Consider the following 26,290-nt stretch of genomic DNA (forward strand, 5'->3'; position numbering starts at 1 on the left):
TATCGATCGACAAGCCCTTCGGAGTTTTCTCCAATCTGTGAAGTCGGATACGCCGCCCGCCCGACTGCGCGCTCATGTTATCGCGTTGATCTGCGAAGACGTAGACACTAAAACTTGGTCTTTAGCGAACTAGGCTAATCTGGTTCGATGTCGACTTCGGCGCGGTCGCCTTCGCAAGGGAGAGCGAAAACAGGCGCTCATTTAAATAAGTTAGGATTTCATGGTCGACGTCATTGAGTTCGAGGAGGCGGTCGCCGCGAGTAACGGCAAGGATCGTGCTCTTCTGATCGGCAACGGCTTTTCCGCCGACTATTTTTCATATCGAAGCCTACTTGCCGCCTCCGGCATCGAAGAAGGGTCGGCACTCCGGAACGTCTTCGCGGCCCTCGACACCGTCGATTTCGAAAAGGTCGTGCGGGCGCTGGAGGATGCTTCGGTCATTGAGGGCGCCTATGGCCACGAAGCCCGCGCTAGCGAACTAGTCGAGCACGCGCAGGAGGTTCGGGAGGCGTTGGTCAAAGCGGTCAACGAGACTCATCCGGCGCACCGCAAGGATCTGGGAGATAAATATGCGCCAAGCTCGAAGTTCATTGAGCTGTTCAGCACGGTCTTCTCCCTGAATTATGACCTATTGCTCTACTGGGTTAATCTCGAGAAGCAGAGCTTAGGGGACGGCTTTGGGCTAGGGCGACAAAACGGGAACTTTCTCGGTCCTTTCAGCCCCGCTGCACACTGCGCGCTCTATAATCTCCACGGTGGGCTTCACCTCTTTGCCGGCAAGGAGGGAGAGCTGTTTAAAGCGCTCGATTCCGGTGATGGCGTGATTGCTACCATTACCCAAGCAATCGGGGTGAAAAAACGCATGCCTACCTACGTCGCAGAGGGCAGCTCATCGCAGAAGATGGCGAAGATCAACTCCGTTCCCTATCTCCGACACGCCTATCAGAAGCTGCGCGAAAACGCGGCACCGCTATTCGTTTACGGGCACAGCGCCGACGAGAATGACTCGCACATCTACAGGGCAGTCTTCGAGTCTGAGGCGAAGCATATCTATTTCGGGGTATTCAAGCCGGACGCCGAGAAGCTTAAGGCGCTCGACGGACAGATGGCTAAGTATCAGCGGATATACGGAGATAACACCGAGTACACGTTCTTTGACAGCGAGACCGCCGCTGTGTGGGGTTGATGCATGGAGTCGGACCGCATTCGCATTCCTGGGATCAGCGACCGGGAGGTACGGCGCTTTCGCGTATTCTGTTTTGACTTCGACGCTCGTGCCAACATCCTCGTGGACGAGCCTAAAGAGTCATGGTCCCAAGAGGCGAAGGTGCAGTGGCAGACCAGCCGCGACAACCTAATCGAGAGCCTTAAGCGTGAATTCGGGGCGCATGATATCGATCGCAAGGTTGCAGATTTCGCAGCCTTGGGCACAAAGCCCTTCTCAATTATTGCGCACCACAACGCATTGTTCGATCAGGTTCGCTCGGCCTTCGTAAGCGGTGGCTACTACGCAGCCCTAACCTCGGCGTGCGCGCTGGGGGAGCGGATCCTCAACCACCTCGTCTTGGATCTGCGAGACGCCTATAAAGCGTCGCCTTCCTACCGACACGTCTGCCGGAAGGATTCTTTTGATCGCTGGCCGACGGCAATCGACGCCCTGGTAGAGTGGGATGTGCTGTTGCCTGGCCCTGCCTCGGAATTTCGCGACCTCGAAAAGCTGCGGCATCGCTCCATTCACTTTAATCCAGAGACGACTTCGCGCCTCCGTGAGGACGCGCTTCAGGCGATCGGTCATGTCCGCAGCATCATCGATGGACAGTTTGCGAGCATCGGCCTGCAACCTTGGTTCATCGAGGGTATTCTCGGAGCCAGCTTCATCAAACGCGAGTGGGAGGATCGGCCCTTCGTGGCGCAATACTACCTGCAGCGAAATGTTTGCGTCGGCCCATTACACAGCATTGAGCAGGGAGTTGGCGGATGGCGATTTGTGGACCATCCGGACTATGGCGTTTTTGGTGTCGATTCACTGACCGACGAGCAGTTCAAAGACCTTTTCAATAACTCGGACCCGAGCACACGAGCCCGATCTGTTGAGCCTGCTGAAGGCGGCGCAGTTGCTGTCTCATGAGCGGTCCCGCGCCAAGTCAGAGACTGGCTAGAAACGGACTTCTTTCCGATCGCTCGGCAGGTTTTGGCGGAAGCTGCCGTTGAAGGCCTGCCCCGGGGGCAGCACCTACTGGCCGGTCACGCCATTACAGGGGCGCGACCGGTAGCTCGGTGGACGTGCTGAACAGCGAACACTAAGGTGGGACGCCATGTTCCACCTCCATTGCACCAAGAAGCTGCTCGATCGGATCAAACCGGAAATCTTTGCCTCTGGGCAAAGCGACACCGCGCTGGGCAATTGGTATGCCACAGTCCTATTCTGGAAGCCGCAAGTAGCTTTGCTGGTTTCCGAACGCACGCTCCTTCCCGTTCTTATGCCGCTGGCCCCAGCGGCCACGCTTGCTCGAAGATTCCCTGGCCAGCTCGCGCTCGTCTTAGAAGAGCACGGAGTGCCGTCCGAATTCATCGCTCAGGAAGTTTGGCGGATGGACATCGTCCAGTATGCAAAGACCGCGAACCGGAGTGTCGTGGGCATCCTCAATGAGTTCGTTAAGCAGGCCGAATTCTGGCTAGCCGCCTATGGCTATGAAAAGGGCGATGATGACGACCTTCTGGCGATTTCGGCGAAGCTAGCGGAGACACCATGTAGCCCGCTGTATAAAGGCCCGATTTCGCCGGACAAAGCCCTTAATCAACTTGTGAAGGCTGGTGCGCAGACATGAGTATGTTGGCCGGCAACAGTGCTCGGGGATCCTACAGCACTCGGCCGGAAGCCCAACTCATGCAGTCAGACAGGATCTGGCGGCAAATCGACGATACGGAAAACAGTTCCAGAACCGGCATCACGGATAAGGTCAACGCGCTCCCCATCCCAGTGATAGTCGAGATGACGCCCCTGCAAGGGATTTGATGCGCAGTCAGGATAGAAGAGCGCGACGCACTCCCCGCCAGGATGCCGGATGCTCGGGTAGACAATGCCATCGGATCCCACCCCCCTCAGGTTCGCAGCGAGAGCTTGGGCTGCTGTATAGCTGTCCGGATCCAGCGCCAGCACGGGCTCTGCATCTGACGCTCTGAGATCATGGAGGTCGGCATCCACTAACATGACGATCTCCCGGAACTGCGAAGTCCAACCAGGCGCTTCCTTCGTCCGCGCCATAAAGCGCGAATGGTGGTGAATCGTCTCGAACAGCGCGGTCTCGAACCGATCGCCGACGTAGAGCACGCCGTAGCTGCCAGCGGTAAAGCGGCTTGGCCGGTCAATGCTGACATGGGTAAACGGCGCCATGAGGTAAGAGGCGCCGTTTCCGCCCACGCGGCGGCCCGCTGGCACGAGGTCGAGATTGCCGATCGTCGCCATGATACGAGGATTGGTCTTCTGCTCCGCCGAGATCAGCAGCGGCCAGTCAGCTGGATCAGCGATGTCCTCGAACAGGTCGATCGGAGGAAAGGCACTGCGGATGATCCTGACAGCGCCCTTCCACTCAACTCGGAAAACCGGGATCTCCGCCGTTCCGCTCACCAGCCACCGCGCTCGGCGTCGAGGTAGCGACGTACCCGCATGATATCGGTAAGTTCGCCTCCAAGCATCACGTCGAGCGCACTGGATCCGCCAAAGGCATCGTTGGCCAACCTTATCCAGGCATAGCCGCGCGTTGTCTCCGAGAAGATGATCCGAAGCGCCTTGTGGATGCCCATGAGGTTGGACAGCCGAGCGCGGCCATCGCGCGAAACGCGCCCGGGGCCTTCGGCCTTCCAGCGACGGTAGGAGCGCACTGGCATGTCGAGCAGCGTTGCCGCCTGCTCGTCGGTCAGTTCCCATTTGCCGAACAGATTGAGGACTGCCCGGAACATGGCAGCTGCCTCGTCCTGGGTGATCGGATCCGCACGGAAGGCAGGAACGGCAGTATCAACGGGTTGCAAAGCCAGCATGGCAAATCTCCATATGGCATCCTATACGCTACTTAATGCCATTTGGCAATGAAAACCTCTATGCTGCCAACCTGGCAATCAGGTTTGCAGCGCCCTCGATCGGCACGAACAACCGGGTCTGGTAGCGGATGATCTCGGTGAAGCAGCCTTGGGCCTTGTACCAGTCTAGGCGGGCTACGCTCCAACCGGTGAGCTCAATTCGCTGTGAGCCATTGACCAGGCTGCGTTTGACCATGAGCTGCTCGCGTCCCGCAAATTCCATAGCCCGGCCAGTCGCAAGAACGGTCTGCACGATTTCATCGGCGGACAGCGTCAGCTCGCGCTCGAGACCCAGCGCCCGGCACAGCTCCGGAACAGAATGGGCGGGAACCTCGCGGCCGAGGAGCGAACGGCCATCCGCCGCCGAGATGCGGCTCACCCTCACGAAATCCGAAGGGAGCTTGTCCCAGACCGGAAGCAGGAGGCCCGTCGCAAGATAGAGGCGCTCGCGCTTGTGGCTGGTCCGCGCTTCCTCAACCTCGGCTGCCCAGGCCTCGTGGAAAGCGTCGACGGAAATTACCTCCCAGCTGCTCTGAGCGAGCTGATCCTCGGTGATATGACTGCGCTTCAACGGGCGCAGCAGTTCGAAGCGGGAAACGCGGGTGCCGTCATCAGCAAGAATGCTGCGGGCAGGCACGAGCAAGGCAACCCGGCCTGAGCGGGCATTTCGAACCGGCCGTTGCCGCTGCCCAGCGAGGCCGTGAAGCTCCTCGAGCCGCTTCAGCGTCAGCGGCTTCAGGGCTCTGGCGATTTCCAGTTCCAGCAGATGGGTCGTCGCGCCCGAGGCGGGATCGGTGCGTAGCAGCGTGTCCGACAGGACCGTGAAGTCCTCGACTGCGATGGTCTCGAGACCGAGGTCCAGTGTACCGGCCTGACGGGCGGCATCAATGCGCGCTTCGACCAGACCCATGAACTCATCGAAGATCGCGTTCTGCAGGGCAATGGGTAGCGCCAGGATACGATTGAGCCAGCGCTGGATCGATGGCAGGTCATCGACCATCGACCCGTCAGGCCCTTCGATCCTGAGGCCCGTCAACTCCTGAAAGCGCCCGAGGCTGACCGCTTCGAGTTTGCCGGTGAACAACAGGCCGAACCAGCGATGGAGTGCCTCCTTCGCGTAGATGCTTTCGAGATTGTCGGCTGGATCAAAAAGGTTCTGACCGCCGGTCTGTCGCTGCCCGCGCGTCAGAGCACCCAGGCTGTCCAGACGCCGCGCGATCGTCGAGATGAAGCGGCGCTCGCCGCGCACATCGGTGGTCACGGGCCTGAACAGCGGAGCCGATGCCTGGTTGGTGCGATTGGTGCGACCAAGCCCCTGGATTGCGGCATCAGCCCGCCAGCCCGGCTCGAGCAGAAAGTGGACGCGGCGGGCCTGATTCCTCGCGGCCAGATCGGCATGGTAGCTGCGCCCCGTTCCTCCGGCATCGGAGAACACCAGGATGCGCTTGGCACCGTCCATGAAGGCCTGGGTCTCGGCGACATTGGCGCGCGGCGAGCGGGATTGGAGTTTTTGACGACCATCACGGCCGACGATCAGCCGGCGCGTGCGACCGGTGACTTCGGCCACTTGGTCGACGCCGAAGCGTTCGATGACGGCATCGAGCGCGTTGGCAATCGGCGGCAAGGCGCAGAGCTGCTCGATCATCCGGTCGCGCGCGGCAAGCGCAGAGCGACAGAGCACAGGAGCGCCATGCTCGTCACTCATCGGCTCGGAGCGAGGATTGCCGTTTTCGTCGGTGAACACGGCCATCAGGCGGACGGGGAAGCTCTTGGCGAGATAGTCGATCACGTATTCCCGCGGAGACAAGTCGATCTCGAGAGCTTCCCGCTCCTCGTCAGGCAGGTCGGCAAGCCGACGGTCTAGCATGGCCTCGGCCGTCGAAACGAGTTGCACGACAACAGCATGACCATCGGCAATCACCCTGTCGATCGCGGGCAGCAGGCTTGGGAGCTTCATCGACAAAAGCAGGTGCGCGAAGAAGCGCTGCTTGGTCCCCTCAAAGATCGACAGCGCTGCGGACTTGGCCCCGGAGTTGAGCGTCCCGCCGGTCTCGCTGTCGACGATCCGCGTGGCTTCCAGCGCTTCGCGCAGGTTAGCGTGGATGATTGCCCAAGCTTCGGCATAGGCATCGTAGACCGCGATCTGATCCTCGGTCAGGCAATGCTCGAGGATCTCATACTCGACACCGGCGAACGAAAGCGCCCGGGCTGTGTAGAGGCCGAGCGATTTGAGATCCCGTGCGACCAGTTCCATAGCTGCGATGCCGCCGTTGCGAATTTCGGCAACGAAGGCCTCGCGATTGGCAAAGGCGGTCTCCGGACCCCAGAGCCCGAGGCGCGTGGCATAGGCCAGATTGTTGACGTCGGATGCGCCGGTGGCCGAGGCGTAGAGCACCCTTGCCCGGGGCAGGAGGTTCTGCAGGCGCACCCCGGCAATGCCCTGCTCCGATCCTTTGACCTTGCCCCGCGATCCTTCGCCGCCAGCGGCGTTGGCCATGGCGTGCGCTTCGTCGAACACGATCACGCCGTCGAAATCTTCACCGGCCCAGGCGAGGATCTGATCCAGCCGCGTTGCGTCGCTCCGGCCCGAACGCAGGGTCGGATAGGTGACGAAGAGAATGCCGTCGCGCATCGCGATGGGGGAGCCCAGCTTCCAGGACGCCAGCGGCTGGATGTCGATCGGGAGACCGCCAAGGGCGGTCCAGTCGCGGCGAGCATCTTCCAGCAGCGCCTCGTTCTTCGATATCCAGATGTGGCGGCGTTCCCCGCGCACCCAGCGATCGAGAATGACACTCGCGACTTGGCGGCCTTTACCAGCGCCGGTGCCGTCCCCGAGGAAATAGCCCTGCCGGTAGACGTGACCTTCCGCGGATGCCTTGAGCGAACAACCCTTGTCCTCTGGTTCGAACCGGCCGGGAAGATCGCGCGCATGGGCGCTTGACGCGTAGATGAGCGTCTCTGCCTGGGCAGCAGACAACAGGCCCTTGGCGAGCAACCCTTCGGGTAGCTGCGGCACAGCTTCGGGCTTGGGTGCCGAAATCGACCCCATGGCGACGGACTCGACGAGGGGCGTCGGATGCCCTGACGCGCCATCAATGACGATCCTGCTCGGACGATAGGGAAGATAGTGGCCGACCTGAGGGGCAAGCGGCGCAGGGGTTTCGAGCGACACGTAGGTGAGCGGCTTAATGGCGGAAGCTACAGGCGTGATCCTTTCTGGTGTCGGCAGCGGCCTGCGCGGCGCGGTAACCAGAAGGAACGGAGCACGAGCTGGAAGGCTCGACTTTTGGGGAGCAACCCCCAGGCTGGCGCGAGCCGGCAAGGCATCGACGAGATCGGCCAGCTGGCGGAACGCGTTCGTGCGAATAGCGACGGGCTCGTTGGCGTCTTCCACCTTGTCCAAGACCAGTAGTCGTGTGGTGATCCCAGTGCCGTGCTTCACGAAAGCACGTTCGACCGCGGCATTGAGTCGCAGCGAGACTGGCCCCTTCAGCCCCACCATAAACCTAGCGCAATCGAACCATTCGGGCATGATCGCGACAAGCCGACCGCCCGACGCCAGACGATTCCAGGCCGACCGCAAGTGGCGCGAGCCGGTGCGATTATCGTGCCCTCGCTCGATGCCGTGCGAATAGGGTGGATTCATCAGCACGACGCTCGGGCTGATGGCGGCATCGAGCAATTCGTCGATCAGTTCGGCGTCATGGCCGGTCACTCGGGCAGCCGGGAACAAGGCAGTCAGGCAGTCGCGGCGCAGCGGCGAGATTTCGTTGAGGGCAAGGCGCAAGCCAGCCTTGGCTGCCCACACCGCGAGCATCCCTGTTCCGGCAGAGGGTTCCAGGACGAGCTCGTCTGCTACTAAGGCGCAAGCACGGGCGGCAAGCCAGGCAAGGCGCGGCGGCGTCGCGAACTGCTGCCACTCGATCTGTTCGTCACTGCGGTTGGCTTGAGTCGGAAGCTGGGCTTCCAGCGTTTCAAATACGCGGCCGGCGTCGGCGGCCGAAGCGGCAAGATCGATCCGGGCGCTGGCATGCAGGTACTCGGCCTGAGCCAATTCCAGCGCGAGATGCGCATCGCGCACCGACCAGCGGCCTTCAGCGTCGGTGCCTCCGAAATGATTGGTCAGAAGCCTATGCACCTGCCGACGCGTGATCGGTTCACCGGATGCCATGCTTGCGGCGATGGTGAGAGCGACCAGCAAGACCGGAGGTTCAGATGGTGGGGGGAGCAAGAGAACGGGAGCAGAGCTGAGCATTTGGAGCCTCCTGACGTAGCCCAGTTCATTTGCTGGGCCTCATCAGGCCAAAGGCCTTCTCCCCTCTTTCTTCGTTAGGACTTGGATTGCAGCCACGCCTGCAAGGCGTCATTCCAGTCTGCGCCTTCAGCGCGCGGGCGACGCGTGATGATCGTCCGGCTTTCACAGGTATAGGCACTGAGCGCGCGTTCTTCGGCGAGTTCGCCGCCTGCATCATGGTCGACGAACAGGTGCAATTCGCGCACGCTCTCTGGGATCGATACGAGACCAAAACGTTCATTGCCGAGCGAGGCCCAGCAAGGGATCTGGGTCAGGGCCTTGGCAGCAAGCGCGCTCTCGATACCCTCCGCAAGGCCGAGCCGTCCTTCGACGGGATCGAAGAGACGAACAGCGCCCGATGCCAGACTCCCGAGCGCACGCTTTGGATAGTCGAAAGGGGGCACCGCCGGCCTTGTCGGATTGAGAAACGTGCGGTGAATCGCCACCAGTCCATGATCCATGGTCACTGCGGCGATCAAAGCAGGCAAATACTGCGTGTTCCCCTTCGGGCCGAGCGGAGTGCGAGGGTGAAATCTGAGGGCACGAGAGGCAGCGCGAATGCCGCGGGCCTCAAGATACGACTTTGCGGGGGTGTCACCGATTGGCGTCGCTTCGCGCCAGATCCGCTCTGCAAACGCGCGGTGGGCGGGCTTGTCGGCATTGGCGCATGCATCGCCTTCGGCGTTCCCTGAGAACATGCTCGCCGGCGAAACACCTCGTCCGGCGAGCGCCGTCAGGACCTGATCCTGGCTGCAGCCCGCGAAACAGTGGAAGAGGATGGCGCGTCGGCCCAAAGTTACGCCAAGCGAGGGCGTTCGATCATCATGGGCCGGGCATTGCGCCATGCCTTTGGCGCCGGACCAATGTCCACCGAGCTCCTCGCAAAGCTGCTTTGCCACTGAAGCAAGGGACGAGTTGGTAGCGCTGGATAACACGGGGGACATGTGGGGCTCCTCAGGCTCAAAATACCGCCCCCTTGCGAGCGACCTCTCCTCCCAGTCGCGTGCGCAAAACACTTTCCTACACCCTTTTGTTCACCATACGTTCTTTGCTGATTCGAAGCAATGCGACGAGATGTAAGATGATCAAATATGGAATGATCGGGATGCTCTTGGCGGCCGTTCCAGCGGTGCAGGCCTTGGCCCAGGTCGAAGCGCCATCGTTTGCGATTTTCGAACATCGCCCCTCAGCGACAGCCGCCGAGCCTGCCCAATCCTCCTTCGCGGCACAGAGTGAAATAGATTGGGGGGCAAGCAAGGCAGCGCCCTCGTTCCGCGAGGCAATCTACGTGGCGAATGTCCGAGAGGCAGAGCTCCGATACGGTCTTCCTACAGGCTTATTGCAGGCACTGATCTGGACCGAATCGCGGTTCAATCCAATGGCGATCAGCCCTGCTGGCGCGGCAGGACTGGCGCAGTTGATGCCAGGTACGGCCCGTTACCTTGGCGTCGCGAACCGGCATGATCCTGTCGCGAGCATTGATGGCGGGGCTCGCTATCTGCGCGAGATGCTGGACAAGTTTGGGCAAATCCATCTCGCCCTCGCTGCCTACAATGCAGGGCCCGGAGCGGTTTTGCGTGCAGGCGGCATTCCTCGAAACAACGAAACGCCGGGCTATGTCCGCAGCGTTCTGGGCCGATGGCAAGCAATTAGCTCGCGCATCTGAATCGTGTCCGTATAGCTTTGTCGAAGAACGGATTGGTTGAGTGGGGAAGGCCAAGTTTGATGGCTCCGAAAAAAGATCGAGGCCCGGAGGATGACAATGTCATTCGCTTCGATTTCCGGGACGAGCTGAAGAAGCAGCGCGGAAAGCAGCGGCGTAAGGAGTGGATTTTGGGACTAGGTGCGTTTTCGATCGTATTCGCTGGCGGAATGCTGGCACTGAACTGGCCGACGTTGGGCGCGACCTCGTTGACCTCGTCGGAGCTCACACCGAAGTTCTCGCTGGTGGCGGAGACCTCTTCACCGCGTTTTGAACTCTGCAGAATGATACGCCGCACCTGCGTCGTGGATGGCGACACCTTCTGGCTCGAGGGTGAGAAGATCAGGATCGCTGACATCGACACGCCCGAGATCAGCGAACCAAAGTGTGACGCCGAGTATCAGCTCGGTATGAAAGCCACCCATCGGCTTCGTGACTTATTGAACGAAGGCGCTTTCGAGGTTCGACCAATCGGTAATCGTGATGAAGACCGGTTTGGACGCAAACTTCGGGTTGTCGTTCGTGGTGGCCGATCGCTTGGGGATCAACTCGTCAGCGAAGGTCTCGCACGCACTTGGACCGGGCGCCGGGAGCCGTGGTGCTGAACCGTTACGAGATCTCTGGCGGGCTATCAGAACGGACGAAACCGCTTGGCCGGATTCGCTGACGAAGCCGACGGTTCTCTTCGGCTAATCGGCCTCCCGTATGCCGAACTCGACAAAGCTTTGTACATGTCCCAGCGTTACGAACGCGCCCACACTCGGCCTCCCTTAGAAGGAGGCCATCGATGCCCGAAAACCCTCTCGGCGCGCCCAATCGTTGTGCGATTTACACGCGCAAAAGCACCAACAGCCGCCTCGATCACGAAGTCAATTCGCTTACGACACAGCATGAGATCTGCTCGGCTTACATCGCAAGCCAGCGATATCGAGGTTGGACCGCGCTCCCTCGGAGGTATGACGACGGCGGACACTCTGGCAGCGGGCTCGAACGGCCAGCACTCGCAGCGCTCATGCACGATATTGAAGCGGGCGAGATCGACACAGTTGTCGTCTATAAGATCGACCGGCTGACGCGCAGCCTACTGGACTTCGTGCGCCTGATCGAGATTTTCGACCGGCGGTCGATTGGTCTCGTGTCAGTGTCGCAGGCTTTCGACACCACCGATAGCATGGGGCGCATGATCCTGAACGTACTGCTGACCTTCTCGCAATTTGAACGCGAGTTGATCGCCGAACGCGTACGCGACAGCATCCGCACGCGTAAACGCCATGGCCGCATCCACGGCGGCTTAGCCCCATTTGGCTACGAATACCGCGACGGAGAGCTCGAAGTCGTAGAGGCCGAAGCCGAGATCGTCGGCTTCATCTACGCCGCGTTCCTCCGGCACGGAACCTATACAGCAGCGATGACCGCGGTGCGCGAGGCGGGGTTTTGTAGCTCGCTCAAGACTGCGCGTAATGGTACCTTAAGGGGCGGAAGGCCGATGAGCCCGGGGTCGGTCTACAATATTTTGCGCAACCCGATCTATGTGGGCGAGATTCGTGGTCACGACCGAACTTGGCCAGGCCGCCACGCGCCGATAATCGAACGTGCGACTTGGGATGCCGCATGTGCACTGGCTGCCAAACGAACGCGCAAAGGCCCTTCTGCTCTGGGCACAGATCACTTCCTCGCGGGGATTCTATGGGACGATCTCGGACGCCACATGCTGCTCGACGTCAACTGGGTCGAAGGGCAACCGTATCACTTTTACGTTTCGAGCAACGCTCAATGGTCGCAGGCTGAGTATCGCCGTGCCTATCGGTCCCGAGCCGACCGGCTCGATGCGGTTACCCTCGCTGCGCTTGGCGCGTTTCTTACCGATCGCAGCCGTCTCCGCGCTGCACTTCGCACGCACGGCCTATTCGGCGCCGAGCTCGATCGGCTGGCTCAGTATGGCGGATTAGCCGCTTCCCGCCTCGCAAGCACCCCGCCTAGTCAGATCGAAGGCCTCATCGCGGCATTGTTGGTGCGAATAGAGGTGGCTCCCGAAGCCCTCACGCTCGAGGTTCGGCCAATCGAGCTCAGGCGGTTTCTCGAATGGGACGGCCAAGGGACCTTCGTTGGACGGCAGGCGGACTGGCCAACGAGTAACGCACGTTATGCAATCGAGGTGCCGGTTAGCGTGATCGCAGCCGAACGATGGCCCTCGTTCACCGTGCAACCCCGCGATCCTGCGGTCGAGGTCAGACCTGACAAGCAGCTTAAGATTCTGATTCGCAATGCCCGTGCGGCGCAAGCCCTGTTTGACGCACATCGAGACCTTGATCTCGTGGGCTTAGCTCAGCGGTTCGGTCGCTCGCCTGGCTATTTTTCACGCCTGATCCGGTTGAACTACCTCGCTCCCGACATAATAGCGGCGATCGCCGATGGGACACAGCCGCCCGGGCTCAACCGCAAGACCTTGGCATCGGCGCACATTCCTCTCGATTGGACTGTCCAGCGCCGAATGTTCGGATTTCCAGAGCCAAGCCGTCCCGCCACTCCCCGTAACTTGTTTGGTCGCGGAATGTGGCCGTCGCGAGGGGAGGACGACGCAGGCGGGAAAGAGAGAGATATGACGACCGATACTCTTTAAACGTTGCTTACCCGCCTTTCGCAAACGCCACCTCGATGACGTTGCCTCCTTCTCGGATTGTATCGAGGTAATCGCTCCACCACTGGGCCATGCGAACCCGTTCGTCCCAGTGCTTGCCGCGGTGATAGACGCCGCGAACGGCATTGCTGTCGCCATGGGCCAATCCTCGTTCGATCGCGTCCGGGTTCCAAAGACCGCTTTCGTTCAGCATGGTGGAGGCGGTTGCCCGCAGCCCATGAGCGGTGACCTCATCCTTGGTGAAGCCCATGCGACGAAAGGCGGCATTCAAGGTGTTTTCGCTCATCGGTCGAACAGACGCACGGGCCGAGGGGAACACATACCCTTCAGTACCGACCATCTCGGCGAGGTCTTTCAGGTAGCCAATCACTTGCTTCGAGAGCGGCACGGCATGAGGTCGCCGCGACTTCATCTTGCCTTCAGGGATGCGCCAGACACCTTCTTTGAGGTCGATCTCCTTCCACTCGGCGTGCCGTAATTCGCCAGGCCGGACAAAGACGTGGGGAGCGATCAGAAGGGCATATCGGGTGATGAAGTTGCCAGTGTAGTCCTGAATAGCTCGCAGCAACCCGCCAAGCTCCTTGGGCTCGAGAATCGCTGCGTAGTGCTTTGCCTTTGGCGTGATCAGCGCCCCGCGCAGCATCGACGTCGGGTCGCCTTTGCAGCGCGTGGTGGCAACGCCATACCGGAATACGCGGCTCGCAAACGACCGGGTCTTCTTCGCGGTCTCGTGCTTACCCTTGGCCTCGAGCCGCTTGAGAGGAGCGAGCACTTCAAACGGCTCGATCTCGTCGATCGGTCGGCTGCCAATCGCGTCCACCAGCTGCTCGAGGAAGAAGTTGGCTTTCACGATGGTGGCATCTGCCCTGCCACTCTGCACCATCATCTGATCGATATACTCCCGCGCCACTGCCTCGAAGGTCTGGGCGGAGAGGAATTCGGCGCGAATCTTCTGCTTGCGCTTCTCCATCGCCGGGTCGCCGCCGGACGCGATCTTGTGCCGCGCCTCATAGGCTGTCTGCCTCGCCTGCTTGAGGCTGATCTCCGGATAGGCACCGATCGACAGCTTCTTTTCGACTGGGCCGATCCGGTAGCGGAATCGCCAGAGTTTGCCGCCGGCTGGGGAGACCTCGATGTACAATCCGCGGTCGTCAGCAACCTTGTACGGCTTGTCCTTTGGCTTGAGTGCTCGAAGCCGAGTCTCGGTCAGCGGCATGTGCGGGCCTTTTCCCGATGTGGTTTTCGCAAAGGCCCGCAAAAGGCCCGCAAAAATGTGCGGAACCCCCGAGAAAAGGCGGGACGATCCGGCACGATCCAAGGGCCAATTCCCTTGGATTTCTGCGGGTTTAATACACTTTTTGGGATGTTCCGAGAAGAACAAATGGTGCCCAGAAGAGGACTCGAACCTCCACGCCCTTGCGAGCGCCGCCACCTGAAGACGGTGCGTCTACCAATTCCGCCATCTGGGCACGAAAGCCGCCGGTCATCGCTGCCGGAGGCTGGGTAGGCGCGGGCCAATAGCGGGGGGGAGGGGGCGCTGTCAATCATAACCTTGCGGGTATTTCGGCATGAGCGTCCGGACGGGAAAACCGGGGGCCTGGCAGCAGGCTGGAGGGGGTCAAAACGGGTCTAGAAGGGGTCTGGACGGGGCTAGGCGGGGTCTGGCGCCTCTGCCTGAGCCCATCGGCCTGCAAGCGCCGCGAATCGCCGTGCAAACCCTTCGCAACTCTGTCCAACCCGCCCTGTGCGATTTCGACCCCTTGCCTGCCAGCGCACATTGACGCAAAGCGCTGCCAGCACACAGGCAGCCATAAAGAGCGAGCACCCCCATGCCGTCCTCCCCCACCTCCTCCCCCCTGTCCGGCCAGCTGGTCACGATTTTCGGCGGCAGCGGCTACATCGGCAATTATGTCGCGCAGGCCCTGCTGCGGCGCGGTGCGCGCATCCGGCTTGCCAGCAGGGCGCCCTACAAGGCGCAGAGCCTCAAGCCGCTCGCCAATCTCGGCCAGTTGCAGTTCCTGCCCTGCGACATCACCCGCGAGGATCACGTCGCCGCTGCGCTCAACGGGGCGAACCATGTCGTCAATCTCGTCGGCGCGTTCGATGGCGATCTGGGCAAGCTGATGGGCGAGGCGCCCGGCACCATCGCCCGCCTCGCCGAAGCTGGCGGGGTCAAGTCCCTCGTCCATGTCAGCGCGATCGGCGCCGATGCCGCTTCGCCCACCGCCTATGCCCGCAGCAAGGCGCAGGGCGAGAGCAACGTGCTGGCGGCCTTCCCCAGGGCGACGGTGCTGCGGCCCTCGATCGTGTTCGGCAAGGATGACAACTTCCTTAACCTGTTCGGCGGCATGATCGAGCTGCTGCCGGTGCTTCCGGTGTTCGGGCCGGATGCGAAGCTGCAACTGGTCTATGCCGATGATGTTGCCGAGGCGGTGGCGGTGGCGCTGGAACACCCCGAACGCCACGGCGGCCGCACCTATGAACTGGGCGGGCCCGAAGCGCTGACGATGATGGAAATTCACCAGCGCATTGCCGAGGCGCAGGGGCGCCAGCGGCGCTTCATCGCCGTGCCCGACGGCCTCAGCGCGACCTTTGCCGCGCTGCCCGGCACCCCGATGAGCCGCGACCAGTGGGCGCTGCTGAAGGCAGGCAACACCGTGGCCGAAGGGGCGCTGACCCTTGGCGATCTCGGGATCGAAGCCAAGCCGCTCGGCCTGTTCCTCGACAAGTGGATGCTGCGCTACCGCAAGCACGGCCGCTTCGGCGCGGCCAACGAGCGGGCCAAGGCGCACAAGGCGTAAGGCGGGCGCGGCGCACGGATACAGCGCCGGTTGCAATTGGCCCGGTATGGGTGGAAACCCGTCCGGTCCCCGCCCGAGGAGTGCGACCATGACCACACCCGCCAGCGCCCATCCTGACGACCCGCACTATGTCCACCGCACCGGCTGGCTGCGGGCTGCGGTGCTGGGGGCGAATGACGGAATCATCTCGGTCGCCTCGCTGATCATCGGCGTGGCGGCGGCGACCCCCGAGCCCGGACCGGTGCTGGTTGCCGGTGTCGCGGCGCTGATGGCGGGCGCGATGTCGATGGCGGCGGGCGAGTATATCTCGGTCTCCAGCCAGGCCGATTCCGAACAGGCCGATATCCGCCGCGAGCAGGAGGCGCTGGCCGCCACCCCCGACGACGAGGAAGCCGAGCTGGCCGCGATCTATCGGGCGCGCGGGCTGAGCCCTGCAACCGCGGCGGCGGTTGCACGCGAACTTTCGGCGCTCGATCCGCTGGCGGCGCATGTGCGCGACGAGCTTGGCCTGTCGGACCATCTCGCCGCCCGGCCCCTGCAGGCGGCGATGGCATCCGGGGCGACCTTCAGCGCCGCCGCCGCGGTGCCGCTGCTGGCCGCCTGGCTTGCCCCTGCCGGAGCGATCATGGTGACCGTGGTGACAGTCTCGGTTCTCGCGCTCGCGGTGCTGGGCGCGCTGGGTGCGAAGGCCGGCGCGGCCCCGCTGGTCCCTGCAACGCTGCGGGTGGTGGGCTGGGGCGTGTTTGCCATGGCGACGACTGCCGCGGTCGGGCGCCTGTTCGGGGTGAGTGTCTAGAGACGTTCCCGGCGAAACCGGATCGGGACGGTCAGGGGCGGAACGCCTCGCGGATCGCCTCGCTGCGCGAATTGACTTCAAGCTTGCGGTAGATCGCCTTGACATGGGTGCCGACGGTGTGCGGCGAAATGCCCAGCACGCGCGCGGCTTCCTTGTAGCTTTGGCCTTCCGCAAAGGCGCGCAGCAATTCGGTCTCGCGCTGGGTCAGGCGGTCGTCTGCGGCGCTGGCGGGCTGGTCTTGCGGCACGGCTGGCGGAGCGCGCAGCAGATCGAGCAGATAGACCGCCGCCGCCGGGCTGACCGGCGCGCCACCATCCAGTGTGATCGCGATTCCATCGAGGATCTGCTGCGGGGTGCTGTCCTTGAGCAGGTATCCGTCCGCCCCCGCGCCCAGCGCCTTCACCACGGTCTCGCGGTCGCCGAAGGAGCTGATGATCAGCACCTTCGCGGCGCAGCCCGCCTTGATCTCGGGCACCAGATCATAGCCGTTGCCGTCGGGCAGGCCGATATCCATCAGGAACAGGTCCGGCGCGAGGCCGATCAGCCCGCGTCCGGTGGCGAGATCGGGTGCCATGGCAATCACGTCATAGGCTTCGGCGAGGCCCATGATCTGCATGAAGTAGCGGCGCACCGCCGGTTCATCCTCGATAATCGCGATGCGCACCGGCGCTGAAGGGCTGGGGTCGGTCATGGCGTGACGCTATCAGCCGCAGCGCCCCCGGCATATCCCATGGCCGGCGCCGGAATATGGGATGCGCCCGGCAGGACGATCGTGACCCGCGTGCCCTTGCCCGGTTCGGATTGCAGCGCATATTCCGCCCCCACCGCCCTTGCGCGGGTGCGCATATTGGCCAGCCCGCGCCCGGCATCGCCGCTCTGCGCGCCGCCCTTGCCATTGTCCGCGATGGCGATGGTGACGCAGCCGCTGCCGCCACCGGCACCGGACGCCGAGACATCCACCGCAATCTCGTTTCCGCCCGAATGGCGCAGGGCATTGGTGACCGCTTCCTGCATGATGCGGAACACCTGCAACACATCGCGCGGGCCGAGAACAGGCGCGTCGAGCTGTGCGGGCTGGCTCCAGCGGAAGGCAAAGCCTGCCGCCGTGACCCGCGGCTCGACCCGGGCGCGGAAGGTGGCGAGCGCGGCATCGAGCGATTCGCCCACCGAATCCATCGAATCCACCATCAGCCGCATCTCGTCGATGACGCCTTGCAAGCCTTCGGTAACCCGCGGCGGATCGGCCTCGCCCATCCGGGCCGAAAGCATCATCGTCATCAGCTGGCTGCCGAGCCCGTCGTGCAGATCGCGCATGATCCGGCGGCGCTCCTCGTCATGCGCCTGCGCCCGCACCAGCGCCTGTTCGCGCAGGGCCGCCTCGGCCAGCTCGGCCTCGCGCTGCGCGACCTTGGCCCGCAACAGTTCGTTGAGCGCGCCCTGCGACTGGAACAGGCGGAAATTGCGGGCGAGGAATGCCGCCGTCATCGCCAGCAGCAGGAACACCGCCGAATAGCGGACATTGCCCGCCTGCACGTGCTGTTCGGGGAACCACGCGGCGCTGGCATCCATCACCAGCGCGGCGGCCATCACGGTCAACAGTGCGCTTTCGAGCAGGCGGTCTTCGCTCCGCGTGGCAAAATGCCACACCAGCCGCGCCGCCACCGCCACCGCCGATGCCCCGAGATGCCAGATCCAGATCATCGCCGGAACGTCGAAGCCTGCGGGCATCGGCACGCGGTAGATATACCATGCGATCACCCCCAGCGCGGCCAGATAGACCGCCATGGTCAGGGGTTGCAGCCACGGGACCGGACGGCCCGTCCAGCTGTCGATGAAGCACAGCATCGCCGCCGGGATCAGCTGCGAGATCGCGAAGAAGGCCACCATCCGCCCCCAGCCGTCGAACGGCGGATCGAGCCACAGGAAATAGGCCGCATTGGCGACGAAGGCCGCGCACAGCAGGCTGAGCCAGGCGGCAAAGCGCCAGTCGTCGGACCGGAACACCATGATCGTCGCAATCACGCCCAGCAGGCCCAGCAGCCCGCCGGTCAGCAGGTTGTAGCCCGACGCAAGGAACAGCGTGCGCGCGCTGTAACGTTCCAGCGCGGCATATCCGGCGATCTGCGGTTCGAGCACGTCGGTATAGGGAAAGCCGTCACGCAGGGTGATAAAGGTCAGCGTGTTCGCGCCCGGCTTCAGCAGGCCCGACGGCATCCGCGTGAGCGTGCGGACCTGACCGTGGAAGCTCCCGTTGCCCGGCTGCATCCGCCCGCGCGCCACAATCGGCGTGCCGTTGAGCGCGAGCAGGTAATTGTCCGCTTCCAGATAGGGGACGATCCCCAGCCCCTCGGCCGGAACCTCGCTGATGGTGAAGGTCATGCGCACTGCAAAGATGGCGGTGTCGCAGCAATGGGTCCACGGCAGGCTGGCGGGCTGATAGGTGGCGGTGGCCGCCTCGGCAAAGTCGGGCGCCTTCAGCCGCGCGACTTCGACCGCGGTGACCGGCACAAACTGCGACGCATCGTCGGGGTCGCCGCGGAACAAGGGGCGGTCGATCGCCAGCCAGTAAAACGCCTGCACCAGCGCCACGGCCACCAGCAGCTTGCCCAGCTGCTTCCAGTTCACACGGCTGAACATTCGCCCCTACACCCCCCCGGCTGCCCGCCTGCGATGCCCGAAAGGCTAGGGTCTGGAAAGAGGGCAAATGCGGCGGCACACAGCACGCCGCATCCCATGATATGGGAGCCACAGCGCATGGGATGCCGCGCCGCCCCCTGCCCGCCTAACCCTGTGACCAGCAGTTTTTGTCGCAACAGGGAGAAGACACCATGACCATCAGGGAAAGCCGCGGTCGCTTGATCATCGCGGGCGGACTGAGCATCGCCAACCTCGCTCTGGTCGCCAGTCTTGCGTTGGCGGGCCTTGGCGCGCCTGCCCAGGCGCAGGGGCAGAACCAGGCGCCCGTCGCCAAGACCAACAAGACCTATGGCTGCCCCAGCGGATGGAGCAGCACCAAGAACAGCCAGACCGACACTTCCATGTGCTTCCCGCAAGGATCGCTCTCGCCCAAGATCTACTCCAAGAAGGAGAAGGAAACCTGCGCCGAGGGCTATATCGAGGAACAGCGCGTCTGGTGCACGACCAAGGGTGCCAAGGCTGCGAGCGCCGCTGCCGCCAGCAAGGCCGCCAAGGAGGCCAAGGACGCCAAAAGCGCCAGCGCCAGCGCCAGCGAAAGCAGCAGTTCCTCCTCGGCCCCGTCAGGCCCGGCTTCGGACCGGCTGGTGTCCCATGCCACGATCGCCAAGGCCAACCCGCTCGACCGCTGCCCGCTTGGCTACTTTTCCAAGTCGGACATGACGATCTGCACCACCCGCCTCTCCCCCGCGCCGGTCGTGCGCAAGAACACCGGCGGGTGCAAGGCCGACGAAATCGACGAATGGGGCCTCTATTGCACCGCCAACGCGGCCGCCATCACCCGCGCCCAGGCCGAGGCCGAGGCGGTGCGCGATTTCAACGCGATCTATTCGTTCAACCGCGGCAAATATCCCGCTCAGGGCGACGATACCGACAATTACCCCTCGATGGTGGCGGCCTATGGCCCCAAGGGCGGCGCGCAGGCTGCTGCTGCCGCCGCTCCGGCTGCGGCGGGCAATAGCCCCGCTGCCCAGGCCGCTGCCCAGAGCGCCCAATGCCAGACCGGCGATGCCTCTGCTGCCGGTGCGGCGATTGGCGGCGCTGTGGGCGGACAGACCGGCGCGGCCATCGGCGGGATGCTGGGCGGGCTCGGCAAGAAGAAGAAAAAGGCACCCGGCTGCTGAAGGCCCCCCGTCTGTCGATCACCAGTCCCGGTCAGCCGCCGCGCCGCGTGCGGGGCGGCTGATCACGGTCTGCGGGGTCATATGCGACCCGTCCCCGCGGAACACTGGCGGGGGTGCTGCCGTAACGCGGTGCCCCCGCCTTTTTGCGCCCCCCTCCCTTTTTGCCCAGCAATAGGAAACGCCGATGCGCCTGATCTCCGCCCTTTCCGCCGTTCTGGCGCTGGCCCTTGCACCCGCACCGCTCAGCGCCACCCTGCCCGCCCCGGAACTGGCCGCGATCACCCCGGCTGACGAGAGCGAAATCGCCGCGCCGCCGGTCGAGGTCACGCTGACCTTCGCGGCCACGGTCGATCTGGTGGAAGTCGCGCTCGTCACACCCGACCAGCGCCGCGTGATGCTGCACGATGCCTTCAACGGCGATCCCGATCGCAAGGGTGACAGCTTCGTGCTGCCCCTGCCCGAAGCGGTCAGCCTGCCCGGTGCCTATGTGATCGAAGTCGCCGCCTCGGTCACCGATCCGGCGGACGGATCGGCCTCGACGATGAGCGTCCACACCAGCTTCACCCTCGCCGAACCCCCGGTCGCTGACGATCAGGCGACCGAAGCGCCGGAGTGACTGGAGCCGGACATCCTGCCAGCGACATTGCAGCGACAAGGTAAGCGCTTGCATTCGCGGCGCTTCTGGTTTCTCCTGCCGGAATACTTTGTATCATCGGCGCGGCCCGGATGGCTGCCGCAAGAGGAACACACGCGATGACCACCCGCCTCGGTTCGGTAAACGAGAGCAATCAGACCGCAACCACCACCCTGTCGGGGCGGCTCGATACCGGCAGCCTTGCGGGCATGACCGTGCTGGGGGTGCATTTTGCCGGCCGCCAGCCGGGCAATGTCGGCACGCCGTTTCGCGGGATCTTCGGCACCTTGCAGGTCAATGCCAACGGCAGCTTTTCCTATGTGCTCGACAACACCGATACAGATACCGATCTGCTCGCGACCGGCGAGACCGCGATTGACCGCTTCGTCATCACCTACCGGCTGGGCGGCGTGGAACGCACGCTGGCGGTGGATGTGGCGATCAACGGGGTGAACGAGCCGGGACAGACGGCGATCACCTTCAACGATCCCGTCGAAGTGGCCGGGGATACGGTTATCGCCCGCGATGCGCTGGTGCGGTTCACCGGTGCCGAAGGCTACCGCGAGGCGCTGTCCTTCGAATCCGAGCCGCGCTGGGACTTCACCAATTTCGGCGCGATCGCGCTGGTCGCCGCCAACGGATCGAACGGCGCGACGACCGTGGTGGCGACCCCGCCGCTGGGCCGCACCTACAATTACGGCCGGATCACCGCCCGCAGTGCGGAGCCCGAGACAGGCGGTGCCGCCGCAGTCGGGGATTTTGGCGAGAACCACGGCGTCGCCTCGGCCATCTTCAGCGGCGGGGCCGACAGCCAGTTCTTTCCCGGCCGGGCGATCGGCTGGAGCGGGGCGCTGCTCAACACCGGTCTGATCGAGGCGATTTCGACCTTCGATGCCTACGGGGTCTGGGCACTGGAGGGCAATGCCTTCGAAAATCGCGGCTTCATCTATGTCGAAGGCGGGGCCAGCTATCCGCCCGGCTCCCCGCTCACCGATCCGCTCGGCATCATCGGCTTCCGTTCGGGCGGGACAGGCGGGGTCATCAATTCGGGAACGGTGCAGGTCATCTCGAACGCCGCCGGTGTCGCCTCGGTGGGGTTCCGGTTTTTCCTCAACTCCACCAACATCTACAATCCGATCTATTTCGACAACAGCGGCACGATCGTGGCCGACCGGGCGATCATCGCCAACGGCAACTTCCAGGCTTCGATGTATCTGGTGAATTCGGGCCGGATCGAAGGCACGCTCGAACTGCAGAGCGGGGTCAACCAGATCGCCAACACATCCGGCGGGTCTTGGGCGGGCAACTTCATCATCGGGTTAGAGCCGGATCTGGTCGAGAATGCGGGCACCATCACCGGGTCCATCGACTTCGGCAACGGGCACGACGCCTATCGTGCTTCCGGCAGCGGAACGGTTTCGGGCACCATCGCCGGCGGTGCGGGGCACGACCTGCTCGAAGGCGGATCGGCAGCAGACCGCCTGTCGGGCGGCGACGGGCGTGACTGGCTGGCCGGGCGCGGCGGGGCCGACCAGCTTACCGGTGGCGGCGATGCCGATGTGTTCTTCTATTACGCCGCGAGCGATTCCACCGCCGCCCAGCGCGATACCATCACCGATTTCCAGAGTGGCCTCGACCGGATCGACATCAGCGCGACCGGCGCGACCAGCTTCACCCTGACGCCGGGCGGGGGCGGCACCATTCTGCGCGCCACGACCGCGAACGGGACGCTGGAAGTCCTGGTGAACGGCGCGGTTGCGGCGAGCGACATCGTCACCCAGCCTGCCACCCGATCGGTGAACGGCGCGGACGGCAACGACATGCTCGTGGCGACTCTTTCGGGCAGCACGCTGTCGGGCGGAGGCGGGAACGATGCCCTGCACGGCACATCGGGCAACGACATTCTCGACGGCGGCAGCGGCGCGGATGTGATGTATGGCGGCGATGGCGACGACATCTTCATCCACGACAACTTCAACGATCTGATCGTCGAAGGGCGCGATGGCGGGATCGACGAAGTGCGCACCTCCATCGGCATTATCCTGCCCACCTTTGTCGAGAACGGGCGGTTGCTGGGCACGGCTGACGTGTTCCTGTCGGGCAACGAATTCGACAATGTGCTGATCGGCAACGAGGGCAACAACGTGCTGCGGGGCAATGGCGGCAACAATGTCATCATCGGCGGGCTGGGCATCGATACGCTCTACATGAACATCGGCAACCAGCGGGCGGTGTACAATTCGGTGCAGGAATCGCAGCGCGGCAGCGCTGACATCCTGTTCTTCTTCGACAACAGCGGCGACCGTGTCGATCTGACCGCGCTTGATGTGCAGCACTTCACCATCGGCGAATACACCCGCCGGGTCGAGGCCGCAGGGGCGGGCTTCTTCGTGATCGACATGACAGTCGTGGCCGTGACCACGGCGCAGGGCGAGCTGGTGGTCGAAATCGAAGGCACACCATCGCTCGACGCTTTCCTCTGGAACCGTCCTGCGGGTGCGGGCGCGACCCTGTTCGGGCTCGATCTTGATGACCGCCTGTTTGGCAGCAGCGACAGTGACAGGATCGACGGACGCGGCGGGGACGACGATTTGCGCGGGATGGGGGGCGTCGATTTCCTCACCGGCGGCCTCGGCAATGATCTCCTCGATGGCGGCGCGAATGTGGATACGGCAATCGTGCGCGGCCTGCGTTCGCAATATACCGTGACCCAGACGGCGACCGGCATATTCGAGGTGGTCGGCCCCGACGGCACCGATACGCTGACTGCAATCGAATTCCTGCAATTCGACGACCAGACCATCCGCCTGCTGCCGGGCACGGGGGTGAGCGTCAATTTCAACACCGCCGATCCCTCGATCTACCAGACCGCCATGAACGCGATCCGCGATTTCGACGGGAACGCGCTGGGTGGCAATGGTTCGTGGCTGCGCATCGGGCAGGCCGATGTGAATGGCGATGGCGACATCGACCAGATCCTTGTGAACCGCGCTATCGGACGCTTCGCCACCGTCGGCACCGCGCCGGACGGGCTGGTTTACTTCGCCGACCACGGCTGGGCGGGCGAGACGCGGGTGGCTGGCATCTATATCGATCCGCTGGTGGCGGCAGGGATCGTGCAGGCGGGTGGCCCGAACGACAGCCAGCGCCGCTTCCAGAACGATCTCCAGATCGAGAACATCAACCGCGTGCTGGGTGCCGACGACTACGATAATGACGGGCTGCAGGAGGTCTACTTCGCCCTCACTGACGGCACGGCGTTCCTTCGGGCGATCATGGAGTTCGATGGCAACATCCGTTACGCCAACTACCAGAGCCAGCAGGAGGTCATCGACTACCTCACCGCCAACGGCTTCGGGCCGGAGACCTATGCGGGATGGTTCGGCAATGGCAGCAGCAGCGGCGAGGCGGCGCTGGGCGCAGAGCAGGCGCTCGCGGCACAGGAGGAAGGCGGACGCGGGGCGATCGGCGCACCGGCGGCAGATATTCTCGCAGGTCTCGGCGACCTCGCGCTTGCCCCGCATAACCCGCTCACCGGGCTGTTTGCCGAACAAACCTATCGCGCCGAATTCGTCTGAAGCGGTCGATTGGCTTGCACTAATGCCCGAAAATCATCGAGATTTTGCCTCCGGACTCAAGTAAGGATGCCAGCAGCACAGATCCGAGGGCCCTCTGCCCGAGGCCAAGGAATTTTATGCCGAGATTTACGCAGCCCGGTCAGACGATCATCAACGAAGTGACGCTCAACGAAGACGTGGAGCTGGCCGCCGCGGGCATCATCTTCACCAACACCGAACAGGGCCGGGTGATCGGCCGGTTTATCTTCAGCGCCGGCGGGTCGCGGCTTGTCAACCAGCGCGGCAGCTATATCGGTGTCGGTCCGGGGCAGGACTCCTTCATCTTCGAGGCGGTGATCGGCTCGTCAGGGGACGACACGATCATCGACCGGGGCAATATCCAGGGCCGCATCCGGCTTGGCGACGGCAATGATGTGCTGATCAGCAACAGCGCGGCCAGCACCTACGCCACCAGCTCTTTCGGGGCCGACATGGGCGCAGGCGACGATCTGCTTCGCTTCGAAGGCAGCACTGCACCATTCTTTGCTTATGGCAATGGCGGAGCGGGCTTCGACACCTTCGAATTCGCCGCGACCACCAACCAGGTCTTCGGCACCCACCTCACCGGCTTCGAAGCGCTGTCGCTGCGGGCGGGCGGAAACTACAGCGAATTCAGCGGCTACACGCAGGTCACCGGCGCGTCGGGGCAGTTCTTCAACCTCATCGATTCCGACAATCCGCTGGCCGATCTCGCCCTCAATGGCTCGGTGTGGATCCTGCAGAGTTCCGACTTCCGCTCGATTGTGGGGGGCGATGGCGAGGATGCTGTGTGGATCGGCGCAGGGACCCGGATCGAGCAGCCCATCGTCATGGGCGGCGGCAATGACACCGTCCGGATCGAAGTCGGCGCGACTGCCGCCGGAGCGGCCCCGGGATACGATGGCGGCGCGGGCAGCGGAGACCTGTTCGCCTACGTGGTCGGGGCCAATAATCTGAGCGATTCCCTCGCATCGGTCACCGGCTTCGAGCGGCTGCGAGTGACCAGTCTCGTTGCAAACGCGGGACTGTTGACGCTGTCCAACCTCGCAGGCTTCACCGACATCTACGCCGAGGCGCAGGTCAACCTCCACCTCGCCAGCGGACAGCTTTCCACTGCCACTGTCGGCGGAGCGCTCGGGGGATCGATCACGCTCGCCAGCGGGGTCACTGTCGCGGGCTATCGCTATGGTGTCGCAGGCTTCGCGCCGGACATCACGCTGACGCAGGCCAATATCCAGAATTCGACCAGAATCGACAACGACGGCACGATCCTCGGCGGCGTGATCTTCTTCGATGGCGACGATCACTACGACGGCACGGGCGGCAGCGCGGCCTTCGTGCATGGCAATGCCGGCAATGACCTCTTGGAGGGCGGCGCCGGCGCGGACGACCTGCGCGGCGATGCCGGGGCCGATACACTGCGCGGCAATGGCGGAAACGACCGGCTGTCGGGCGGTGCAGGCCGCGACAATCTGTCCGGCGGAAACGGCGAGGACGTGCTGGAGGGCGGCGCCGATGCCGATGTCCTGACCGGCGGTCTGGACAATGATGTTCTGGATGGCGGCAGCAACGTCGACACCGCAATCGTGCGGGGGACGCGTTCGCAATATACCGTCACCCAGACGGCGACCGGCGTGTTCCGCGTGGTCGGGCCGGACGGCACCGATACGCTGACCGCCATCGAGTTCCTGCAGTTCGACGATCAGACCATCCGCCTGCTGCCGGGCACCGGCGTTAGCGTCAATTTCAACACCGCCGATCCTTCGATCTACCAGACCGCGATGAACGCGATCCGCGACTTCGATGGCAATGCGCTGGGCGGCAATGGTTCGTGGCTGCGCATCGGGCAGGCTGACGTCAACGGCGATGGCGACATCGACCAGATCCTTGTGAACCGCGCCATCGGCAGGTTTGCTACCGTCGGCACTGCACCC

General features: G+C 63.4%; 19 protein-coding genes and 1 tRNA gene. 12 read left to right on the forward strand and 8 right to left on the reverse strand.

Annotated features, from left to right (window positions below; translation table 11 throughout):
- Positions 1–220: 220 nt before the first annotated feature.
- The 3 genes from ACU0AG_RS11015 to ACU0AG_RS11025 all read left to right on the forward strand — a co-directional run bounded on the left by ACU0AG_RS11015 (position 221) and on the right by ACU0AG_RS11025 (position 2,828).
- Complete coding sequence (locus tag ACU0AG_RS11015; protein ID WP_482782328.1) at positions 221–1,186, forward strand: DUF4917 family protein; 966 nt, start codon at positions 221–223, stop codon at positions 1,184–1,186.
- 3 nt (positions 1,187–1,189) lie between these two features.
- A complete protein-coding gene (locus tag ACU0AG_RS11020; RefSeq protein ID WP_482782329.1) occupies positions 1,190–2,128 on the forward strand; it encodes a hypothetical protein in 939 nt (312 codons plus the stop codon).
- 187 nt (positions 2,129–2,315) lie between these two features.
- Positions 2,316–2,828 (forward strand): DUF6933 domain-containing protein, encoded by a 513-nt coding sequence (locus ACU0AG_RS11025; protein WP_482782330.1) that lies wholly within the window; start codon positions 2,316–2,318, stop codon positions 2,826–2,828.
- Positions 2,829–2,893: 65 nt separating this feature from the next.
- Here ACU0AG_RS11025 and ACU0AG_RS11030 read toward each other — a convergent pair whose 3' ends face one another.
- From ACU0AG_RS11030 to ACU0AG_RS11045, 4 genes are all read right to left on the reverse strand, one after another.
- Positions 2,894–3,628, reverse strand: a complete 735-nt coding sequence (locus ACU0AG_RS11030; RefSeq protein WP_482782331.1) for an RES family NAD+ phosphorylase — start codon at positions 3,626–3,628, stop codon at positions 2,894–2,896.
- On the reverse strand, positions 3,625–4,038 hold the full coding sequence (locus ACU0AG_RS11035; RefSeq protein ID WP_482782332.1) for an MbcA/ParS/Xre antitoxin family protein: 414 nt from the start codon (positions 4,036–4,038) through the stop codon (positions 3,625–3,627). Before ACU0AG_RS11035 ends, ACU0AG_RS11030 begins: the two co-directional genes overlap by 4 nt.
- Positions 4,039–4,096: 58 nt before the next feature.
- Complete coding sequence (locus ACU0AG_RS11040; protein ID WP_482782333.1) at positions 4,097–8,332, reverse strand: strawberry notch-like NTP hydrolase domain-containing protein; 4,236 nt, start codon at positions 8,330–8,332, stop codon at positions 4,097–4,099.
- 74 nt (positions 8,333–8,406) lie between these two features.
- Entirely contained in the window at positions 8,407–9,270 is an 864-nt protein-coding gene (locus tag ACU0AG_RS11045) for a DUF7146 domain-containing protein (protein WP_482782334.1), read from the reverse strand.
- Positions 9,271–9,452: 182 nt separating this feature from the next.
- On the opposite strand from ACU0AG_RS11045, the gene ACU0AG_RS11050 reads away from it, so the two are divergent.
- From ACU0AG_RS11050 to ACU0AG_RS11060, 3 genes are all read left to right on the forward strand, one after another.
- Positions 9,453–10,037 carry a lytic transglycosylase domain-containing protein gene (locus ACU0AG_RS11050; RefSeq protein WP_482782335.1) on the forward strand — a complete coding sequence of 195 codons (585 nt, stop codon included), beginning with the start codon at positions 9,453–9,455 and terminating at the stop codon, positions 10,035–10,037.
- A gap of 59 nt (positions 10,038–10,096) precedes the next feature.
- Positions 10,097–10,678, forward strand: coding sequence for a thermonuclease family protein (locus tag ACU0AG_RS11055; protein ID WP_482782336.1), 582 nt, complete (start codon positions 10,097–10,099; stop codon positions 10,676–10,678).
- A gap of 182 nt (positions 10,679–10,860) precedes the next feature.
- Positions 10,861–12,693 carry a recombinase family protein gene (locus ACU0AG_RS11060; protein ID WP_482782337.1) on the forward strand — a complete coding sequence of 611 codons (1,833 nt, stop codon included), beginning with the start codon at positions 10,861–10,863 and terminating at the stop codon, positions 12,691–12,693.
- 7 nt (positions 12,694–12,700) lie between these two features.
- Here the strand turns inward: ACU0AG_RS11060 and ACU0AG_RS11065 are convergent, their stop codons facing one another.
- Both ACU0AG_RS11065 and ACU0AG_RS11070 read right to left on the reverse strand, forming a co-directional pair.
- The gene (locus tag ACU0AG_RS11065) at positions 12,701–13,927 is read right to left on the reverse strand and encodes a tyrosine-type recombinase/integrase (protein ID WP_482782338.1); all 1,227 of its coding nucleotides are present in this window, start codon (positions 13,925–13,927) and stop codon (positions 12,701–12,703) included.
- Positions 13,928–14,093: 166 nt separating this feature from the next.
- A tRNA-Leu gene (locus tag ACU0AG_RS11070) sits at positions 14,094–14,180 on the reverse strand.
- A gap of 360 nt (positions 14,181–14,540) precedes the next feature.
- Here ACU0AG_RS11070 and ACU0AG_RS11075 point away from each other — a divergent pair.
- Positions 14,541–15,512, forward strand: a complete 972-nt coding sequence (locus tag ACU0AG_RS11075) for a complex I NDUFA9 subunit family protein (RefSeq protein WP_482782339.1) — start codon at positions 14,541–14,543, stop codon at positions 15,510–15,512.
- 88 nt (positions 15,513–15,600) lie between these two features.
- The gene (locus tag ACU0AG_RS11080) at positions 15,601–16,308 is read left to right on the forward strand and encodes a VIT1/CCC1 transporter family protein (RefSeq protein ID WP_482782340.1); all 708 of its coding nucleotides are present in this window, start codon (positions 15,601–15,603) and stop codon (positions 16,306–16,308) included.
- Between the two features lie 31 nt (positions 16,309–16,339).
- On the opposite strand, the gene ACU0AG_RS11085 is transcribed toward ACU0AG_RS11080, so the two are convergent.
- The gene (locus ACU0AG_RS11085; RefSeq protein WP_482782341.1) at positions 16,340–16,999 is read right to left on the reverse strand and encodes a response regulator; all 660 of its coding nucleotides are present in this window, start codon (positions 16,997–16,999) and stop codon (positions 16,340–16,342) included.
- Positions 16,996–18,945, reverse strand: coding sequence for a sensor histidine kinase (locus tag ACU0AG_RS11090; RefSeq protein WP_482782342.1), 1,950 nt, complete (start codon positions 18,943–18,945; stop codon positions 16,996–16,998). The genes ACU0AG_RS11085 and ACU0AG_RS11090 overlap by 4 nt, the downstream gene beginning before the upstream one ends.
- 191 nt (positions 18,946–19,136) lie before the next feature.
- On the opposite strand from ACU0AG_RS11090, the gene ACU0AG_RS11095 reads away from it, so the two are divergent.
- The 4 genes from ACU0AG_RS11095 to ACU0AG_RS11110 all read left to right on the forward strand — a co-directional run.
- Positions 19,137–20,126, forward strand: a complete 990-nt coding sequence (locus tag ACU0AG_RS11095; RefSeq protein WP_482782343.1) for a hypothetical protein — start codon at positions 19,137–19,139, stop codon at positions 20,124–20,126.
- Positions 20,127–20,310: 184 nt separating this feature from the next.
- Positions 20,311–20,742 carry a copper resistance protein CopC gene (locus ACU0AG_RS11100; protein ID WP_482782344.1) on the forward strand — a complete coding sequence of 144 codons (432 nt, stop codon included), beginning with the start codon at positions 20,311–20,313 and terminating at the stop codon, positions 20,740–20,742.
- 137 nt (positions 20,743–20,879) lie between these two features.
- A complete protein-coding gene (locus tag ACU0AG_RS11105) occupies positions 20,880–24,338 on the forward strand; it encodes a M10 family metallopeptidase C-terminal domain-containing protein (protein ID WP_482782345.1) in 3,459 nt (1,152 codons plus the stop codon).
- Between the two features lie 116 nt (positions 24,339–24,454).
- Positions 24,455–26,290: calcium-binding protein (locus ACU0AG_RS11110; protein ID WP_482782346.1), on the forward strand; the 1,836-nt coding region annotated here is incomplete at its 3' end.

The sequence above is a fragment of the Erythrobacter sp. RANMB8 genome, assembly GCF_056848235.1.

Coding starts and splice junctions, on each gene's coding strand:
- ACU0AG_RS11075 (WP_482782339.1), top strand. CDS start 14,541: ATGCCGTCCTCCCCCACCTCCTCCCCCCTGTCCGGCCAGCTGGTCACG.
- ACU0AG_RS11040 (WP_482782333.1), bottom strand. CDS start 8,332: ATGCTCAGCTCTGCTCCCGTTCTCTTGCTCCCCCCACCATCTGAACCT.
- ACU0AG_RS11020 (WP_482782329.1), top strand. CDS start 1,190: ATGGAGTCGGACCGCATTCGCATTCCTGGGATCAGCGACCGGGAGGTA.
- ACU0AG_RS11085 (WP_482782341.1), bottom strand. CDS start 16,999: ATGACCGACCCCAGCCCTTCAGCGCCGGTGCGCATCGCGATTATCGAG.
- ACU0AG_RS11080 (WP_482782340.1), top strand. CDS start 15,601: ATGACCACACCCGCCAGCGCCCATCCTGACGACCCGCACTATGTCCAC.
- ACU0AG_RS11095 (WP_482782343.1), top strand. CDS start 19,137: ATGACCATCAGGGAAAGCCGCGGTCGCTTGATCATCGCGGGCGGACTG.
- ACU0AG_RS11060 (WP_482782337.1), top strand. CDS start 10,861: ATGCCCGAAAACCCTCTCGGCGCGCCCAATCGTTGTGCGATTTACACG.
- ACU0AG_RS11105 (WP_482782345.1), top strand. CDS start 20,880: ATGACCACCCGCCTCGGTTCGGTAAACGAGAGCAATCAGACCGCAACC.
- ACU0AG_RS11090 (WP_482782342.1), bottom strand. CDS start 18,945: ATGTTCAGCCGTGTGAACTGGAAGCAGCTGGGCAAGCTGCTGGTGGCC.
- ACU0AG_RS11055 (WP_482782336.1), top strand. CDS start 10,097: ATGGCTCCGAAAAAAGATCGAGGCCCGGAGGATGACAATGTCATTCGC.
- ACU0AG_RS11100 (WP_482782344.1), top strand. CDS start 20,311: ATGCGCCTGATCTCCGCCCTTTCCGCCGTTCTGGCGCTGGCCCTTGCA.
- ACU0AG_RS11065 (WP_482782338.1), bottom strand. CDS start 13,927: ATGCCGCTGACCGAGACTCGGCTTCGAGCACTCAAGCCAAAGGACAAG.
- ACU0AG_RS11025 (WP_482782330.1), top strand. CDS start 2,316: ATGTTCCACCTCCATTGCACCAAGAAGCTGCTCGATCGGATCAAACCG.
- ACU0AG_RS11050 (WP_482782335.1), top strand. CDS start 9,453: ATGATCAAATATGGAATGATCGGGATGCTCTTGGCGGCCGTTCCAGCG.
- ACU0AG_RS11035 (WP_482782332.1), bottom strand. CDS start 4,038: ATGCTGGCTTTGCAACCCGTTGATACTGCCGTTCCTGCCTTCCGTGCG.
- ACU0AG_RS11015 (WP_482782328.1), top strand. CDS start 221: ATGGTCGACGTCATTGAGTTCGAGGAGGCGGTCGCCGCGAGTAACGGC.